Origin of the sequence: Pandoraea fibrosis (assembly GCF_000807775.2) — a bacterium.
Lineage (GTDB): Bacteria > Pseudomonadota > Gammaproteobacteria > Burkholderiales > Burkholderiaceae > Pandoraea > Pandoraea fibrosis.
Map to the genome: position 1 here is coordinate 2,971,657 of NZ_CP047385.1, position 17,489 is coordinate 2,989,145.

Annotated in this window: 16 protein-coding genes; 4 read left to right on the plus strand and 12 right to left on the minus strand. The window is 62.6% G+C overall.

The window, feature by feature from the left end; all coding sequences use genetic code 11:
- Window positions 1-100 precede the first annotated feature (100 nt).
- From PI93_RS13165 to wrbA, 7 genes are all read right to left on the minus strand, one after another.
- Entirely contained in the window at window positions 101-952 is an 852-nt protein-coding gene (locus PI93_RS13165; protein ID WP_039374147.1) for a M90 family metallopeptidase, read from the minus strand.
- A gap of 74 nt (window positions 953-1,026) precedes the next feature.
- Complete coding sequence (locus PI93_RS13170) at window positions 1,027-2,604, minus strand: MFS transporter (protein ID WP_039374146.1); 1,578 nt, start codon at window positions 2,602-2,604, stop codon at window positions 1,027-1,029.
- A 39-nt stretch (window positions 2,605-2,643) separates the two neighbouring features.
- A complete protein-coding gene (locus PI93_RS13175; protein WP_052240972.1) occupies window positions 2,644-3,165 on the minus strand; it encodes a MerR family transcriptional regulator in 522 nt (173 codons plus the stop codon).
- A 196-nt stretch (window positions 3,166-3,361) separates the two neighbouring features.
- A complete protein-coding gene (locus tag PI93_RS13180; protein ID WP_039376071.1) occupies window positions 3,362-3,742 on the minus strand; it encodes a hypothetical protein in 381 nt (126 codons plus the stop codon).
- Between the two features lie 634 nt (window positions 3,743-4,376).
- Window positions 4,377-5,798, minus strand: coding sequence for an FAD-binding oxidoreductase (locus PI93_RS13185; RefSeq protein WP_039374144.1), 1,422 nt, complete (start codon window positions 5,796-5,798; stop codon window positions 4,377-4,379).
- Between the two features lie 67 nt (window positions 5,799-5,865).
- Window positions 5,866-6,297, minus strand: a complete 432-nt coding sequence (locus PI93_RS13190; RefSeq protein WP_052240980.1) for a DUF2069 domain-containing protein — start codon at window positions 6,295-6,297, stop codon at window positions 5,866-5,868.
- 123 nt (window positions 6,298-6,420) lie between these two features.
- On the minus strand, window positions 6,421-7,008 hold the full coding sequence (gene wrbA, locus PI93_RS13195) for an NAD(P)H:quinone oxidoreductase (RefSeq protein WP_039374143.1): 588 nt from the start codon (window positions 7,006-7,008) through the stop codon (window positions 6,421-6,423).
- Between the two features lie 157 nt (window positions 7,009-7,165).
- On the opposite strand from wrbA, the gene PI93_RS13200 reads away from it, so the two are divergent.
- A complete protein-coding gene (locus tag PI93_RS13200; protein WP_236105574.1) occupies window positions 7,166-8,587 on the plus strand; it encodes a YihY family inner membrane protein in 1,422 nt (473 codons plus the stop codon).
- Here PI93_RS13200 and PI93_RS13205 read toward each other — a convergent pair.
- The 3 genes from PI93_RS13205 to PI93_RS13215 are packed head-to-tail and all read right to left on the minus strand — an operon-like array spanning window position 8,577 to window position 11,052.
- A complete protein-coding gene (locus tag PI93_RS13205) occupies window positions 8,577-8,900 on the minus strand; it encodes a DUF962 domain-containing protein (RefSeq protein WP_039374142.1) in 324 nt (107 codons plus the stop codon). The genes PI93_RS13200 and PI93_RS13205 overlap by 11 nt on opposite strands.
- A gap of 32 nt (window positions 8,901-8,932) precedes the next feature.
- Window positions 8,933-9,748, minus strand: coding sequence for an alpha/beta fold hydrolase (locus PI93_RS13210; RefSeq protein WP_039374141.1), 816 nt, complete (start codon window positions 9,746-9,748; stop codon window positions 8,933-8,935).
- The gene (locus tag PI93_RS13215; protein WP_039374140.1) at window positions 9,745-11,052 is read right to left on the minus strand and encodes an O-acetylhomoserine aminocarboxypropyltransferase; all 1,308 of its coding nucleotides are present in this window, start codon (window positions 11,050-11,052) and stop codon (window positions 9,745-9,747) included. Before PI93_RS13215 ends, PI93_RS13210 begins: the two co-directional genes overlap by 4 nt.
- A gap of 412 nt (window positions 11,053-11,464) precedes the next feature.
- Here PI93_RS13215 and PI93_RS13220 point away from each other — a divergent pair, with 412 nt between their 5' ends.
- The 3 genes from PI93_RS13220 (at window position 11,465) to aroC (ending at window position 15,124) form a co-directional block, all read left to right on the plus strand.
- Entirely contained in the window at window positions 11,465-11,920 is a 456-nt protein-coding gene (locus tag PI93_RS13220) for a CBS domain-containing protein (protein WP_039374139.1), read from the plus strand.
- Window positions 11,917-13,836 (plus strand): MFS transporter, encoded by a 1,920-nt coding sequence (locus tag PI93_RS13225; RefSeq protein ID WP_052240971.1) that lies wholly within the window; start codon window positions 11,917-11,919, stop codon window positions 13,834-13,836. Before PI93_RS13220 ends, PI93_RS13225 begins: the two co-directional genes overlap by 4 nt.
- A 184-nt stretch (window positions 13,837-14,020) precedes the next feature.
- Entirely contained in the window at window positions 14,021-15,124 is a 1,104-nt protein-coding gene (gene aroC / locus PI93_RS13230; protein ID WP_039374138.1) for a chorismate synthase, read from the plus strand.
- Between the two features lie 99 nt (window positions 15,125-15,223).
- Here aroC and PI93_RS13235 read toward each other — a convergent pair whose 3' ends face one another.
- The gene (locus PI93_RS13235) at window positions 15,224-15,541 is read right to left on the minus strand and encodes an MliC family protein (RefSeq protein ID WP_158453273.1); all 318 of its coding nucleotides are present in this window, start codon (window positions 15,539-15,541) and stop codon (window positions 15,224-15,226) included.
- A 125-nt stretch (window positions 15,542-15,666) separates the two neighbouring features.
- A complete protein-coding gene (locus tag PI93_RS13240) occupies window positions 15,667-17,337 on the minus strand; it encodes an electron transfer flavoprotein-ubiquinone oxidoreductase (RefSeq protein ID WP_039374136.1) in 1,671 nt (556 codons plus the stop codon).
- Window positions 17,338-17,489: the final 152 nt, after the last annotated feature.

The window sequence follows — 17,489 nt, forward strand, 5'->3', positions numbered from 1 at the left end:
GCTAACGCCGTCGCCGTCTTGCGACTGGGATGGCGTCAACCACTTTCCGGGTGAGTAAAACGCGCATTATGCCATGAAAACAATGACTTTCGCAAAGTTTTCATGGGGTTGCAGCCGGGGGCTGCGGCGTGCCGGGGTGGGCCTGGTCCTGGCTGCCGGGCGCCGCCGCGGGATCTTGCAGGAAATATCGGGAAAACAGCGTGTACAGGGCCGGATATTCGTCTCGGAAGGCCTCCGGGGCGACGAAGAATGCCTCGGCGCACACGGCGAAGAACTCCGATTCATGTTCGGTGGCGTAAGGATCGAGCAGCGATGTCGAGGCAAAGGCGTCCCACCGGGCGTCGGGGACGTTCGCCACGTGGTGGCAGAACTCCTCGTAGGCCGGGTCGAAGACGTCGCACCAGACTTCCGGCGTCAGATCGCCGTGCAGACGCCGCAACATGGGCGGTACCCCATCCGCTTCGCCGCCTTCCATATCGATTTTGTGGACAAATTCGTGGATCACGACGTTGTAAGCCAGTACGTCGCTCGCCTGCACGTCTTGCCACGACAACACCACCGGGCCGCCTTCCCAGGCTTCGCCGCTCGCCTCCTGCTCGACGTCGTGCACTACGCCGGCCTCGTCCTGCACGGTCTTGCGAATCAGGAATTCGCCCGGATACAGCACGATGCCGGTCCACCCGCGATACAGCGCGCTCGGCAAATGAAGGATGGGCAGACAAGCCTGCGCGGCCACCGACACGCACATGGCGTCGGTCAGAGGCAGATCGTGCGCAGTGGAAAAGTGCTTGCTGGCCAGAAAATCGGTCGCGAGTTCGCGAAGCTTGTCCAGATCCGCGGAGCTTCGTCGAGCGAGAAACGGCAATGCGCTCACGACCTCGTGCCAGAGGGTGTCGTCAATGGCCGGGCGCGGGGTCGAAAGTCGCAGGCGGGCAAGCAGGGTCTTGAGCATGAAAAGCGTAGCCGGAAATATGACGCTGCCAAAACGGGGCGGGCGCGTGCTCGTGCACCCGTGGCGCATCGATTCTAATTTAGCTGCTTTTGAATTGCCGCAAAGATTGCGCCGCACAGCGCCACGATGGCGATGAAGTGGAAGCCGTCGATAAACGACAGGAACGACGCCTGGCGCTGAATCATCTGGGCAATCTGAGCGAGTGCGGCGCCGTGGGCTTGCGAGGCAGCAACGCCGGCGTGGGTGAGCGCATTGGCGAGCGAGTCGAGCGTTTGGGTGAAGATCGGGTTGAACGGATTGGCGACTTCCGTCAGGCGCGTGCGATGCAGCGCTTCCCGGTGCTGATCGAACGCCACGATGGTCGACACGGCGAACGAGCCGGAGAGCTGGCGCAGAATGTTCTTTAACCGGTAGCCATGCACGAAACTCTCGTGATCAAAGGTGCGAAACGTCAGATTGGCGACGGGCAATACGGTGAAGATGCCAAACACGGCCTTGAGCGCCAGCACGCCATAGAGTTGCGACTGGCCGGCGTCCGGTGGCATCGAGCCGAGCCACAGGCTGGTGGCGATCGTCATGACGAAGCCGGTCACGATCAGCAGCTTCTTGTTCGTGATGAATTTGGCGACACGGAAGTACGCCATCAACAGGAATACGGTGAGCAGTGCCGAATAGCCGAGCAGTTGGCCGGTACGCTCGACGGTGAAGCCGAGCCCCTGTTCGAGCATGCGCGGCATCAGATAGCTTTGCGTATTCGCCAGATAGTAATAGGCGGCGTATAACACCAGCCCGACCTGAAACTCTTTGCGGCGCAGCGATTGCAGACGGATGAACGGCGATGGATGCTGCCACTGGTGATAGCCGAACCACACGAGCGCACCGACGCCGGCGACCGTCAGCAACGGTAGCCACGGCGTTTGCAGCCACAGCGAGTAGCGCATCTCCTGGAGCACGACCTGAAACGCGCCCATCGCGAGGGCGAACGCCATGAACGGCGCGAATGGATAGCTGCCGCCGGTCGCGCGATCGCGCAGGCGGCCGACGTCGGGCACCGAGAACCAGGCGAGTCCGGCAAGCAGCACGGCAGGTGGCGCGGTGCACAGGAACAGCATGCGCCAGGTGTATTCGGAGACGAGCAGCCCGCCGATGAGCGGCGCGGCGGCCGAGCCGGTGAACAGCAGGAGCGCGAATGTCTGCACGGTTTTGCCGCGCCGCTCCGCCGGCACGCTGACCTGTGCAAGGATGCGGCACGAACTCATCCAGCTTCCCGCGCAAAAGCCCTGGCATGCCCGGGCGATCACGAGTTGCGTCACGCTTTCGCTGGTGCCCGCGAGGAGGGCGCCACAGGCGTAGAGCAGCAACGACGCCGTCAGATACCGCCGGTAGCCAATGCGCTCGACGAACCACTGCTGCTTAAGGATGGCGAGGACCGATGCAATGCCATAGGCGGTCGTCATCCACACGAACTCTTTGGGGGAGGCATCGACGCCGCCCGACACGTAGACGGCGAAGTAGACGAGCAGCGCGTTCTCGAAGAACTCCAGCCCCGGGATCAGGCCGAGCGCGTAGCGATACGCCTCGACACGCATCGGCCGCAGCGGGTCGGCGGGCGGCGAAGCGTCGGAACCGGTCGGCGGGGCGGCAGATGTCATGGCGGGTGACAGCGATGAAGTTCAGGGGCCAGCGAGGCGTCAGGGCGACGAATGCTTGCGAATTCGCGCGGCGCGCTCTGCCAGCAATTCGTCTGCGGGCACGCCGCGCAGACGCTGTTCGATGTATTGCAGGTCGTGCGTGATCTGCGTCTCCAGCTTTTCCGCTTCGCGGAGTTCGCGGCGCACTTGCGCTGTGCGCTCGCGCAACGTGTCGAGTTGCGAGTGCAGGGCGTCGCGAACGACTTGCAGATCCTCTTCGTTCATGCGCGATTTGCCGGATTCGACCTGCCGCATCGGGCGCTTGAGCATTTCCGTGATCGCGGCGATCGAGAAACCGAGTGAGCGCATACGCAGAATGCGGCCGAACGTGGCGAGATCCGCCTCGGTGTACATGCGATAGCGTCCGCCGCTGCGGGCCGGCACCACGAGATTCAGTTCCTCGTAATATTTCAGCGTGCGCGCCGTCACGCCAAGCGCGGCGGCGGCCTGACCGACGGTCAGCAGGTGTGCGTCATCCGTCGGGGGGGTCGTGGATGACTGGGGAGCGAGATCTGCGGGCATGCGCTTGCCTCCGATCGGAAGATGAGCGCAATGCTAGCACAACCTATACGTGAACGTATAGGTTTGAGTTTTTGGTGATGTGAATCGAAAGCTTGGAGCGACACATATGCATCGGCCCGACGGGCTAGGGCGGGGAACGCCTGTGCTGGTCGGGCCGAAAGCCGCGGGGATATGACGGGGCGTCGCGGTATTGTTGTTAGCGCGCCGTCAGATTCGGTGCGGTTTCCCATCGAATGGCGCGAACCCCCGGCGTATCGCCGAGTGTCGAGACCAGGTGCACCAGCGCCGCGCGACGACTACGCTCGCATCGCAGCACGTAGTCGAGTTCCAGCAGGTAGCCGCCCGAGCGCTCGAGGCGGGAGGCGGTCTCCGGCATGAGTTTCTGCGAGCGCAGCGCGTAGCGTACCTTGGCGTCGATGGCATCGGCTTTGGACGCGAGCGTGAGCACGACCAGACGATATTGCGGCGATGTGAGACCGTCAGCCGGCGAGAGCATGGGATTCGATGCGCTTGAAGCGGGCGTGAGCCGGGCGCGGGCGCGATCGAACAGCGTAGGGATAAGCATGTGCAGCGTCATGGTGTCCTCCTGAATCAAGGGCCTGAGACGGCGGATGCCGGGGCTTGGCGACGCATGGCGATGGGTTCGCGCGCGGACTCGCAGTCCGGAGGGACGAACGAGGCGCGTGCGACGCACAAGGCCATACATGAATTCGACGCAAGCGTCGGCAGGCTTCGCATGCTGTTCGCCATCGACGAATCGAATACCGTCGAACAGAGGTGCCAAACGTGCCATTCCGGATGTGCGGACACATCCATCAATCGCTGAACTGCGGTCAGGGGTGCGGAAAACGGATCGCCTCGTGAGGTCGCCGGTGGCTGCGAGGCCATCGGGATGTGAGGCGATCAATGCACTACCGCTGCGGCATGAAGACCGGCAGCGGCAGTCGGAGACGACTGCGGGTTACCGGGCCAACGCCTCGCCGGACATTGCCGACGCTTGCGTGCTACTAGAGCAACTGCCCACGGAAAACTCCGTCGTTATTGGAAAGACGTCAGTGTAGGGATTTGACGCGCATCTGTAAAGGAAGAGGCGGGATTTCGCGGCGTTTTGTCGCGAAATTGACGACAATTCTTTCGATTTTGATGGGTTTTTGTGATTTTTCGGCGATTCGCCTCATGCGGCGGCAAGTGCGGATGGCCGTGCACGGCGCTCAGTCCGGCAGTACCTTGCCGGGATTCATCAGTCCGAGCGGATCGAACGCGTTTTTCAGCGTCCGCATCAACGCCAACTCGACCGGCGACTTGTACTTCGCCGAGGTGTCGCGCTTGAGTTGGCCGAGGCCGTGCTCTGCACTGATGGTGCCGCGATGCGCATGCACGCTGTCGTGGATGGCGGCGCTCACCGTCGACTGATATTGCGTGAGGAATGCGGCGGGATCGACGCCTTCGGGCGCCATTACGTTGTAGTGCAGATTCCCATCGCCCAGATGGCCGAAGGTGACCATGCGCGCGCCCGGCGCCACGCGTTGGACAATGGGGTCGGTGGCGTCGAGAAACGCAGGCACCTGCGACACCGGCACAGCGATGTCGTGCTTGATGTTGAGTCCGGTGGCCGATTGCGCGAGCGGAATGCTTTCCCGCAGATGCCAGAGCGCGTTCGATTGCGCGAGGCTGTTCGCGACGATGGCGTCGCGCGCGATGCCTTGTTCGACGGCGGCGCTGAGCAGGCGCTCCAGCAGATCGCGGGCATGGGCCTCGCTCTCGCTGTCGGAGAGTTCGAGCAGCACGGCTTGGGCGTAGTGATGGGCGAACGGGTAGCGCTGCTGAGGGAAGACTTGCGCCACGAGCCGGAGGCAAAAGTCCGACATCAACTCGAAGCCGGTGAGCAGGGGGCCCGCCATGCGTTGCGCCAGATTAAGCAGCGCGAGTGCTTTTGCCGGGCTGTCCAGCGCGGCGAGCGCTGTCGTGCGGGCGGCCGGTTCTGCAAAGAGTTTGAGCGTTGCTGCGGTGATGAGGCCGAGCGTGCCTTCCGCACCGATGAACAGATCGCGAAGGTCGTAGCCGGTGTTGTCCTTGCGCAGTCCACGCAACCCATCCCAAAGTTCGCCTTGCGGCGTGACGACTTCCAGCCCGAGACACAACTCGCGCGCATTGCCGTAACGCAGGACCGCGGTGCCGCCTGCGTTCGTCGCGAGATTGCCGCCGATGGTGCAACTGCCTTCTGCGGCAAGGCTCAGCGGGAACAGCCGCTGCGCCGCCGCGGCCGCCGTCTGCACATTCGCCAGCAGGCAACCGGCTTCGGCGGTCAGTGTCATGTTCTCGGCGTCCACCTGCCGGATACGGTCGAGACGACGCAGACTGATGACAACCTGACGCCCGCTCCGGTCGGGCGTTGCACCACCCGCGAGGCCGGTATTGCCCCCTTGCGGCACCATCGGCACGCCGTGCGCGACACACAGACGCACGAGTGAGGCGACCTGCGCGGCATCGGCGGGGCGCAGTACGGCCAGCGCATGTCCGGTATAGCGCTTGCGTTGGTCGATGAGGTAGGCGTCGGTGTCGGCGCGCTCAAGCAGCACATGATCGCGGCCCAGCAGGTCGCGACATGCGCTCAGAAAGGGGGCGCTATTCATGGCAGGAGGGCAGCATGGCGGAAGGGTTTTGCACCGATCGTGCAGTTCGCGAAAGCGGCGCGCGTGACTAGCGTGCCGCTGCGGCGCGGGCTTTTGCCGCCCGCTTGAAGGGCCGCAGATAAAAGATCGTCGAGAAGAAAAACACGATGGACAGTGCCGTCTCGATCCATGCGAGCGAGGCCGACGGCCCGGTATCCGTCATGCCGCGTACTACACCTTCTGCGAGAAACAGCAGGATGAACATGCTCGACCATTGCAGCGTGTACAGATTGCCGCGCAGCACACCGCGTAATGGCAGCAGCAGGAGTAGCGCCTTGAGGACGAGCCAGGAGCCCCCGGGACGCAACGGTGCGAGCCACAGCTCCCACGCGACCGACAGCACGATCAGCGCGAGCAGACTTGCAATGCTCAGCCTGCGCAGCCCTTGCGCGCCGTGGGGCGCTGCCTGGGTAGCGGGGATGGGGGGCGATTGCGGCGTCTGATGTGTGTGATGCGACATTCCCGCGTCGTAGGCATCGGCCCCTTGGGGCAGGTCGGGCGGTGTGGCAGTCATGGGCTTGTCTCGTGGGCCGGAACTACTGCAAGGGAGGCGTGCGTCACGCGCGGTGCGTGACGCAAACGCTCATTCTGCCAGCTTGGCGGCCGCGCGTGCGAGTCGCGCACCGAGTGCCGAGGCCAACTGGCGCTCTTCGGCGGAGAGCGGGTTGCCGTCATGCGCGAAATGCGTGGCCCCGTAAGGTGAGCCGCCGGTACGGGTGCTCGAGAGCGCGGGTTCTGTGTAAGGCAGCCCCATGAGCAACATGCCGTGATGCAGCAGGGGGATCATCATCGACAGCAGCGTGCTTTCCTGGCCGCCGTGCAGGCTGGCGCTAGACGTGAACACGCACGCGGGCTTCCCGGCCAGTGCGCCAGAGAGCCATTGCGGTGTGGTGCCGTCGAGAAAGTACTTCAACGCGGCCGCCATATTGCCGAAGCGCGTGGGCGATCCGAGGGCCAGGCCGGCGCATTCCTCGAGATCGCGCAATTCGACATAAGGCGGGCCGCTGTCCGGAATGTCCGGTGCGCTGGCCTCGCAAACGGTCGAGACGGCGGGAACGGTGCGCACGCGGGCCTGCGCACCGGGCACGCTGTCGATGCCGGCAGCGATGCATTGCGCGAGCTGTGCGGTGGTGCCGTGACGGCTGTAGTACAGGACGAGAATTTCGGTCATGAAGTCGAATTGGCTGGGGCAAGGGGCGACACTCGCCCGAGCCTCGTATCTTGAGGTGAAAAGCTGGCGAAAAGTGCGGGTATTATAGGGTGTTCCTATTGGCGTAACGGTGCGGGCGAGCGCCCGCCGTGCCAGCGTTCTCATTCAGGAGCCCGATTTGTTCAAACTGTCCCGCATCAATTGGAATAACGTTCGCCAACTGCTGAGATACGCGCTTGCGCGGGCTCAGGACGACCGGATTCCGCAAGTGGCGGGTAGTCTGACGTTCACCTCGATCCTGTCGATCGTGCCGCTGTTCGCCGTGACATTCGCCTTGTTCACGGCCTTCCCGATCTTCAATTCGTTTCGCGACGCCTTGCAGGGGTTCCTGCTCGAACACCTGATGCCCGAGAGCGTTAACGCGCAGATTTTCAACTACCTGAATCAGTTCGCCTCGAAGGCGAAAAGCCTGACGGCGTTCGGTCTGATTGGTTTGCTGGTGACATCGGTGCTCACGTTGATGACCATCGAGTCGGCGTTCAATGTGATCTGGCGCGTGCCGCGCCCGAGACCGCTTGCGCAACGGCTGCTCATTTACTGGAGCTTGCTGACGCTCGGTCCGTTGCTGTTTGGCGTGAGTCTGTCGATCAGTTCCTACGTGTTCACGCAGTCGATGTCGTTGGTGAGCACGCTGCCGCCGGTGGTGGCGTCGTTGCTCAGCCTGATTCCGCTCGCGCTGACCGGCGTGGCCTTTATGCTGATGTATGTCTACATGCCAAACTGCAAGGTTGACTGGCGCGATGCGTTGGTCGGCGGCATTGTGGCGGCGCTGGCGTTCGATCTGACCAAGCGTGGCTTCGGCATGTACATTCGTCAGTTCCCGACTTACACGGCGGTGTATGGCGCATTTGCGGCGGTGCCGATTTTCCTGCTCTGGGTCTATCTGTCATGGCTGGTCGCGTTGCTCGGGGCGACGATCACATCGGTCCTGCCTGCGTTGCGTCTCGGCCATTTTCAATATCCCCGGTTTCCGGGCAGCGATCTGCTTGACGGCCTGACGCTCATCCACCTGCTCAATCGCGATCGTGAAAACGGAGGCAGCGGGCGAACGACGGCGCAATTGGCGCGCACCATGCGCACGAGCCTAGATCACGCCAATGATCTGCTGACCCGGCTCGAGCGCATGGCATGGGTGGGTCGGTTGACCCTGCAGCCGCCGGCTGAACGTTGGCTGTTGCTCGCCAATCCGCGCACGACTACATTGGCCCCGCTTGTCGCGCAGCTTGCGCTTAACGTCGACGAGTTGGCGCGGCAAATGGAACGCCATGCGCTCGACGGCGCCCACGTTGCCGAGATGCTGCGCGAAGGCAAATGGGACGTACCGCTCGCCGACGCACTGCCGCGCGCCGTCACGTCGGACGATGATGGGGCGGACGCGCTGGCCGAGGCCGAGGCGGGGAGTCGGGAAGCCCCGGCGGGCCATCCGGATCAGGCAGGTTCCGACGGACAGGATGGAAGGGACGGAAGGGACGGAAGCGACGGACGTCGCGGACCTGATGGACCTGGCGGACGTCAGGGTCGCGAGAGCGCTAGAGCTTGATGCGCCCCAGACAGATGTCCCGGAACATCACCCAGTCGCCCATCAGACTGTAGAGCGGGTGACGAAACGTCGCGGGCCGATTCTTCTCGAAGAAGAAATGGCCCACCCACGCGAACGCATAGCCGCAAACGACAGCCGCGAGCAGCCACCATGCGTTGCCAGTCACGGCGAATGCCACCAGAAAGGCGATCACTCCCCACGAGCCGACGAAATGCAGGCGGCGGCAGACGGGATTGCGGTGCTCACCGAGATAGAACGGATAAAAGTCGGCAAACCGGCGAAATGTCGGTGCACCATCGTGCGTATCTCGCATGACAAGCCTCCTCGTTAGCGAAGGTGACGCGCTCAGTGTCGCATGAATTTCACGAGGGCATCGAGCAGCGCGTCCGGCTGTTCCGTCATGATCGCGTGCCCGGAATCCACGACCTCCACCGTCACCGGTGCACCGGCCGCGCGTAGCGCATCGAGCAGTGATTGTGCGGCACGCGGCGGTGTCATCTGATCGCGCTGTCCCAGCACGGCAAGCACCGGGCATTTGACGTGCGCGGCAGCTTCCGTCCCCTGATCGTAGCGATTACACGCCTCGAAGTCGGTGAGAAACACCTTGGCGGGATTGCGCTGTGACACCCGTTCCATCAGTCGTTGGTTACCACCCCAAGTCCAGAAACCCGGGCCGGGCGCCGAGGGCTTGGCTGCGAGTGTGCTGTGCGACCACGCGTTAACCAGCGCGATGGCCTCGGGTTCGCGCTCGGCGGCCGCTTCGAGCAGAACATCGGAGACCTTCATCGGGTAAGCGGTGCCCACGAGGGCGATCCGCGACACGCGCGCGGGATGGCGTGCGGCGGCGTCGAGCGCGATCAGCGACCCCATGCTGTGCCCGACCCACGCGGCATTGCCGACGCCGGCAGCGTCGAGCACGGCCACCACACGGTCGGCCATGTCGCCAATCGTCTTCAAGGGCGCACCCGTGCTGCGGTGGTGGCCCGGCAGATCCAGTGCGAGCACGTTCATGCCATGATGGGCAAGGTATCGGCTCTGCAATCCCCACACACTGTGATCGTGTTGCGCGCCGTGCAGAAAGACAACCGTGGGCTGGCCAGGGTCGATCGACTTGCCGGCGGTATAGGCATAAACGGTATGGCCTGCAATGTCGAATTTCATCGGGCTTGTCCCCTGGACGAAGGTTTGATCGCCGCTTTCAGGCCGCGCTTGAGATCCTGAATCAGGTCGTCGGGGTCTTCCAGACCAATCGACAGGCGTACCGTGCCTTCCCCGATACCGGCGGCGGCGAGTGCCGCGGCGTCCATGCGGAAATGGGTAGTCGATGCCGGGTGAATGACAAGCGAGCGGGCGTCTCCGACGTTGGCCAAGTGGGAAAAGAGTTGCAGCGACTCGATAAAACGACGTCCTGCCGCGCGGTCTCCGTTCAGGTTGAAACTGAAGACGGCGCCCGCCCCCCGTGGCAGCAAACGTTTGGCCAGCGCGTAATCGGGATGCGATGGCAACTCGGGGTAGGCCACGCTCGCTACGGCTTCATGCCCGGCCAGGAACTCCACCACTCGACGGGCATTGTCGACGTGACGTGCCATGCGCAGCGGTAGCGTTTCAATCCCCTGCAGCAACTGCCATGCTGCCTGCGGATGCAGGCAGGCGCCAAAGTCCCGCAAGCCCTCGCGACGAGCGCGTAGCAAAAATGGCGCGACGGAATTTTCTTCCGCGAACACCATGCCATGGAAGCCGTCATAGGGCTCGGTCAGTTCGGGGAATTTGCCGCTTTTCTCGAAATCGAATGTGCCGCCGTCGACCAGAATGCCGCCGATGGTCGTGCCGTGCCCGCCAAGGAATTTGGTGGCGGAGTGATACACGAGGTCGGCGCCGTGATCGAAGGGGCGAATCAGCCACGGCGTGGTGAATGTGCTATCGACCAGCAACGGCACGCCGGCGTCGTGGGCAATCTGGGAGACCTGCGGAATGTCGAGGACATCGAGCCCCGGATTGCCAAGCGTCTCGCCGAAGAACAGCCGGGTCTCAGGGCGCACGGCGGCGCGCCAGCCCTCCAGATCGCCCGGGCGGACAAACGTCGTCTCGATGCCGAAACGTCGCAAGGTGTAGTGCAGCAGATTGTGCGAGCCGCCGTACAGCGCACTCGACGCCACGATGTGTGCGCCGGCCCCCATGAGCGTGGCAATGGCCAGATGCAGCGCAGCCTGACCGCTCGCCGTCGAGATCGCGCCGGCGCCATTTTCCAGTGCTGCCATGCGCTCTTCGAAGACGGCATTCGTTGGATTGGAGATGCGCGAATAGACATGCCCTGCGCGCTCCATATTGAAGAGCGCGGCTGCCTGATCCGAATCGGAGAAGACGAACGACGTGGTCTGATAGATCGGGGTCGCTCGCGCACCGGTGACGGGGTCGGGGGCGGCCCCGGCGTGAAGGGCGAGTGTATCGAAGTGCGGGACTGACATGTCGGAGAGGGCCTCGCGGTTGGCTTGACGTTGACTTGGCACTGACTCGTGATGCGGGCTTTACGTATACGGCAATCCTAGCACCACCTTCGTGCGCTCCGACAGGCTTTGCAGACGTCATCAGGGAAATTGCGGTGTTGTCCGACGGGTAAGGTGCGGCAATGTCCGAACACTCACAAGGAATCGGCCGAAAACCCGCGCCATACGGACATGTGCGCGTCTTGCGCCTTTCCTTTTCAGGCGCTTTCCGATAGCATCCTTTGAACATGTTCTAATCACTAACTACGCGGAGACAACGGCGTGCGTGCCAGTGATCCGTCTCGCAAGGCGAAGTTTGGCGGAAGTCTGGCAATGCGTCCGGCGGCAGCGTTCTGCCACGATTGCCCGAGCAACACAAAGAGGAGTGTGTGCCATGCGTGTGTCTGACATCCTGAAAGTAAAGGGCAACACCCTTTTCACCGTGACCCCGGAGACGTCGCTGGCCGATGCTGTCGACACGATGGCGGAGCACGACATCGGTTCGCTCGTCGTGATGGAGTACGGCGATCTCGTGGGCATGCTCACGTTCCGTGAAATCATCAATACGATCAGCAAGAACGGCGGTACCGTGGGCAGCTCCACGATTCGCAAGGTGATGGACGATCATCCGCTCACCTGCACGCCCGAGACGGACGTCAACGAAGTACGGCGCATGATGCTCGAGCGTCACGCCCGCTATCTTCCGGTGATGGACAACCGCACGCTCATGGGCGTGATTTCTTTCTACGATGTGGCGCGCGCGGTCGTCGAGGAGCAATCCTTCGAAAACCGCATGCTCAAGGCCTACATTCGTGACTGGCCGGCCGAGGAAGCGGAAAACGCGAAGTGAGTGAGGCCAGCCAGCGCGGGGCACGCGGCGAGGGCCACCAATCACGTCTGCTGAAGGAACGGCGCTTCGCGCCGTTCTTCTGGACGCAGTTTCTGGGCGCGATGAACGACAACGTGTTCAAGATCGCGTTCACGTCGCTTGTCACCTACCACGCATCGCTATTCCAGAACGTCGACGGTAAGACCGCGGCGTTCCTGATTTCGGCCATCTTCATTGCGCCGTTTCTCCTGTTTTCCGCGACCAGCGGCCAGATTGCCGACAAGTGGGACAAGGCGCGCCTGATCCGCTTCGTCAAGTCGCTGGAGATCGCGATCATGGCCGTCGGCGCGGCCGGCTTCCTCTGGACGAGCGCGCCCTTGCTCTTCGTCTGCACGTTTTTGATGGGGCTGCACTCCACGCTGTTCGGCCCGGTGAAGTATGCGTATCTGCCACAGCATCTCGCCAGTCACGAATTGGTGGGGGGCAACGGCCTCGTTGAAATGGGCACCTTCGTGGCGATTCTGATCGGCACGATCGTCGGCGGAGAGATTGCCGGCGCAGGGGCGGGGTCGTTGCCATGGCTCGGCGGCGTCTGCCTTGGGCTGGCGTTGTTGGGACGCCTGGTGTCGACGTGGGTGCCGCAAACGCCGGCTGCCCAGCCGGATCTGCGCATCAACTGGAATCCCTTCACCGAGACGTGGCGCAATCTTCGGATCGCGCGCACCGACCGCGCGGTGTTCCAAAGCCTGCTCGGTATTTCCTGGCTTTGGTTCCTGGGAGCGACCTTTCTCGCGTCGTTCTTCAATTTCGCGCATGACGTGCTGAGCGCTGACCCGGACGTCGTCACGCTGCTGCTCGCCATGTTCTCCGTCGGTATCGGCGTTGGCTCGTTGCTGTGCGAGCGACTCTCGTCCGGCAAGGTGGAAATCGGGCTGGTGCCGTTCGGCTCGATCGGCATGACCGTATTTGCTGTCGATCTGTATTTTGCGAGCCGGGGCGGGGCTGGCGGTGCCGCACTGCAAACGGTCGGACAGTTCATCTCTCAACCGGCCCATTGGCGAATTCTCGCGGATCTGTTTCTGCTGGCCATGTTCGGCGGGTTCTACAGCGTACCGTTGTACGCGTTGATTCAGAGCCGCAGCAAGCCGTCGCATCGTGCGCGCATCATCGCCGCGAACAACATTCTCAATGCGTTGTTCATGATCGTGTCCGCGCTCATGGCGATGGCGCTCACGCGCGCCGGATTCAGCATCGATCAGTTGTATCTGGTGACCGGCATTCTCAATGCGCTGGTCGCGGTCTATCTCTACACGTTGCTCCCGGAATTCCTGATCCGATTCGTCATGTGGTTGCTGCTGCACACCATCTACCGTATCGACGTCAAAGGGGCCGACCAGATTCCGGACGAGGGGCCGTGCGTGCTGGTTTGCAATCACGTGAGCTTCGCTGACGCGGTGATCATCGGGGCATCGATCCGGCGGCCGGTTCGCTTCGTGATGGACCATCGAATTTTCCGCATCCCCGTGTTGTCCTGGTTCTTCCGAACGGTCGGTGCGATTCCGATTGCGCCGGCGCACGAGGATGCAGGGGGGCTCAACAAGGCCTACGAGCAGATCGCAAAGGCGTTGGAGGCAGGCGAGGTCGTCTGTATTTTCCCCGAGGGGAAACTCACGGCGTCGGGTGACGTGCAGGTTTTCCGTCAGGGCGTGCAGCGCATTATCGAGCGCAGTCCCGTGCCGGTCGTGCCAATGGCGCTGCGCGGACTGTGGGGGAGTTTCTTCTCGCGACACGGCGGCGCGGCAATGACGCGCCCGTTCAAACGCGGCATCCTGAATCGACTGGAGCTTGTCATCGGGGAACCGGTGGCGCCCGCCCAGGCTACCCCCGAGGCGCTGCGCGAAAAGGTGCTCAAACTGCGCGGCCCGTGGCCAGTCTGAACTGGCCTTAGGACTTAGGAGAAACGCGTCGCGTCGTCGGATGTTTCCGAAGCCGGGGGTGGGCATTGCTCAAAATGCGGTGATTCGGGCGTCCGACGTCACGGTATGCCGCACAGGGCGGGGCGGGGCGGCGGGATCGCTGGCATAATAGGGCCTTCCCGTCTCACCCGAACCTGATCCCCGTATGTCTGGCAATACGCTTGGAACCCTGTTTACCGTCACCACTTTCGGCGAATCGCATGGCCCGGCCATTGGCTGCGTCATCGATGGCTGTCCGCCGGGAATGGCGCTCACGGAAGCCGACATTCAGGTGGAGCTGGATCGCCGCCGTCCTGGCACGTCGCGTCACGTCACGCAGCGAAATGAGCCTGACGCCGTTGAGATCCTCTCCGGCGTATTCGAGGGCGTTACGACAGGCACGCCGATCGCGCTGCTTATTCGCAATACCGATCAGCGCAGCAAGGATTACGGCAACATCGTTCAGACGTTCCGTCCCGGCCACGCCGATTACACCTATTTGCAAAAGTACGGCGTTCGCGACTATCGCGGTGGCGGTCGCTCGTCGGCGCGTCTGACGGCACCGGTTGTGGCCGCCGGCGCGGTCGCCAAGAAGTGGCTGGCCGAACGATATGGCGTGCAGGTGCGCGGTTGCATGACGCAGCTCGGCGACATCGAGATCCCGCAGACCGATTGGTCGCAAGTGTCGCAGAACCCGTTCTTCGCGGCCAACGCCGACGTGGTGCCGCAACTTGAAACCTATATGGATGAGCTTCGCAAGGCCGGAGATTCCGTCGGAGCGAAGCTGCGTGTCATTGCGTCCGGTGTTCCGGTCGGGCTGGGTGAGCCGTTGTTCGATCGCCTGGACGCAGACATTGCCCATGCCATGATGGGGTTGAACGCGGTGAAGGGAGTGGAGATCGGGGCTGGTTTCCGTAGCGTCACCCAGAAGGGCTCGGAGCATGGCGACGAACTGACCCCGGAAGGCTTTGTCGGGAACAATGCCGGTGGCATTCTCGGCGGCATTTCCACGGGGCAGGATATCGATGTCTCGATCGCGATCAAGCCCACGTCGAGCATTCGGACGCCGCGTCGCTCGATCGATGTCACGGGCCAACCGTCGTCGGTGGAGACTTTCGGTCGTCACGACCCTTGCGTGGGTATCCGCGCAACGCCGATTGCCGAAGCGTTGCTGGCGCTTGTGCTGATCGATCATGCGTTACGCCACCGCGCGCAGTGTGGCGACGTGCACGTGAGCACGCCTGTCATCCCGGCACGTGTGCCGGAGTAAATACGCTGGACTGACGACGATGCGCGCGACCCGCAGCGAGTGCTGTCAGTTGCGCAAACCAAAAACGCCAGACGAGTTGTCTGGCGTTTTTTTTACGTCCTACTCCTTGCATTGCGTGATCGGGCGTTCGTCCTTCGCGGTGTAGAGCGTGCCTTCCGGTCCTTTGCTCCACCAGACGAGTGTCGATCCGACATGTTTCTCTCCGCTCGCTGCGCGCGCGGGCTTGAGGACCTCCCGCTTGCCCATCCAATACAGCGTAACGTTACCGCCCAGATTGTGATCGTCATAGACGACCAATGCGACGTGCGCGTTGTCACACAAGTACGACACCGACTTTGCCTGCACGGCGCCACCGGTGAGCGCGAGCGCGCCCGTCAGTGCGACACCCGACAACCTGATGGAAGTTCTCGACATCATGCCTCCTTGCCATTGGCGTTGATCCGACATCGATATGACGGCGATTGCGTGAGCGAGTTGCGAAATGGCGCGTCATCTATGGCTTGCAAACAAAAACCGCCGGACGAGCCGGCGGCAATACGACATTACATGTTCGGGTAGTTAGGCCCGCCACCGCCTTCCGGCGTGACCCACACGATATTCTGCGTCGGGTCCTTGATGTCGCACGTTTTGCAGTGCACGCAGTTCTGTGCGTTGATTTGCAGACGCTCCGAGTCGTCGTCGTTCTTCACGAATTCGTACACGCCCGCCGGACAATAGCGTTGTTCGGGGCCCGCGTATTCGGCCAAATTGATCCCGACCGGTACGCTCGGGTCCTTGAGCGTCAGGTGAGCAGGCTGGTTTTCTTCGTGGTTGGTGTTCGAGATGAAAACCGACGACAGACGGTCGAATGTGAGCTTGCCGTCCGGCTTCGGATAGACGATCGGCTGGCATTGCGCGGCCGGCAGCAGGCTTTCGTGATCGGCCTTCTTGCGATGGATTGTCCACGGCATTTTGCCGCCCAGCAGCTTCTGCTCGATGCCGGTCATGAGCGTGGCGACGGTCAAGCCCTTCTTGAACCATTGCTTGAAGTTGCGCGCCTTGTTCAGCTCTTCGTGCAGCCACGACTGCTCGAATGCTGCCGGGTAGGCAGTGAGTTCGTCGCGTTGACGCTCGGCGCTCAGCGCGTCGAAAGCGGCATCGGCCGCCATCATGCCGCTCTTGATGGCCGCGTGACTGCCCTTGATGCGACTCACGTTGAGGAAGCCCGCCTCGCAGCCAACGAGCGCCCCTCCCTTGAATACGAGCTTCGGCAGCGCCAGCAACCCACCCGCCGTAATGGCGCGGGCACCATACGAGAGGCGCTTGCCGCCCTCGAGGAAGTGGCGAATCGACGGGTGCGTCTTATAGCGCTGGAATTCCTCGAACGGGGACAGATACGGATTGCTGTAATCCAGACCGACGATGAAGCCCACGGCGACCTGATGGTTCGGCAGGTGGTAGAGGAACGACCCGCCGTAGGTCTGCGCATTGAGCGGCCAGCCGGCCGTGTGGATCACCAGGCCTTCCTTGTGCTTGGCCGGATCGATTTCCCACAATTCCTTGATGCCCAGACCGTAAGCCTGCGGATCGCGGCCTTCATCGAGGTTGAACTTGCGCATCAACTGGCGCCCGAGGCTGCCGCGTGCACCTTCCGAGAAAATCGTGTATTTGGCATGCAGTTCCATGCCGAGCTGGAAGTTCTCGGTCGGCTCGCCGTCTTTGCCAACGCCCATGTTGCCGGTCGCCACGCCCATGACCGCGCCATCGTCGTCGTACAGGATCTCGGCGGCCGGAAAGCCAGGGAAGATCTCGACGCCCAGCGCTTCGGCCTGCTGGCCGAGCCAGCGCACGACGTTGCCCAGACTGATGACGTAATTGCCGTGGTTCTGGAAGCAGGCCGGCAGCAGCCAGGACGGGGTGGGGGTGGCGCCCGTCTCGTTCAGGAACAGGAAACGGTCTTCCACGACGGGGGTGTCGAGGGGGGCACCGAGTTCCTTCCAATTGGGGATGAGTTCGGTCAGCGCACGCGGGTCCATGACGGCGCCCGACAGAATATGAGCACCGATTTCCGAGCCTTTTTCCAGCACGCAAACGGAAATTTCCTTGCCGGCTTCCTGCGCACGTTGCTTCAAACGGATAGCCGTGGACAGGCCGGCCGGACCGCCGCCAACAATGACGACGTCATATTCCATCGACTCCCTCGGGCCGTACTGCTCAAGCAGCTTGGGATCCATTGATGCTCCTGTTATAAACGTTAGAATTCGTGGGTGCGGCCATTTTCCGGGAATGGGGAACACCTCGCAACCGCATATTAATAGCACGATCGTTCGGTTTGGTAGGTAGGAAGCTCTAGCGGCGAGCCTTGCGGCGGTGCCGTTTTTCAACA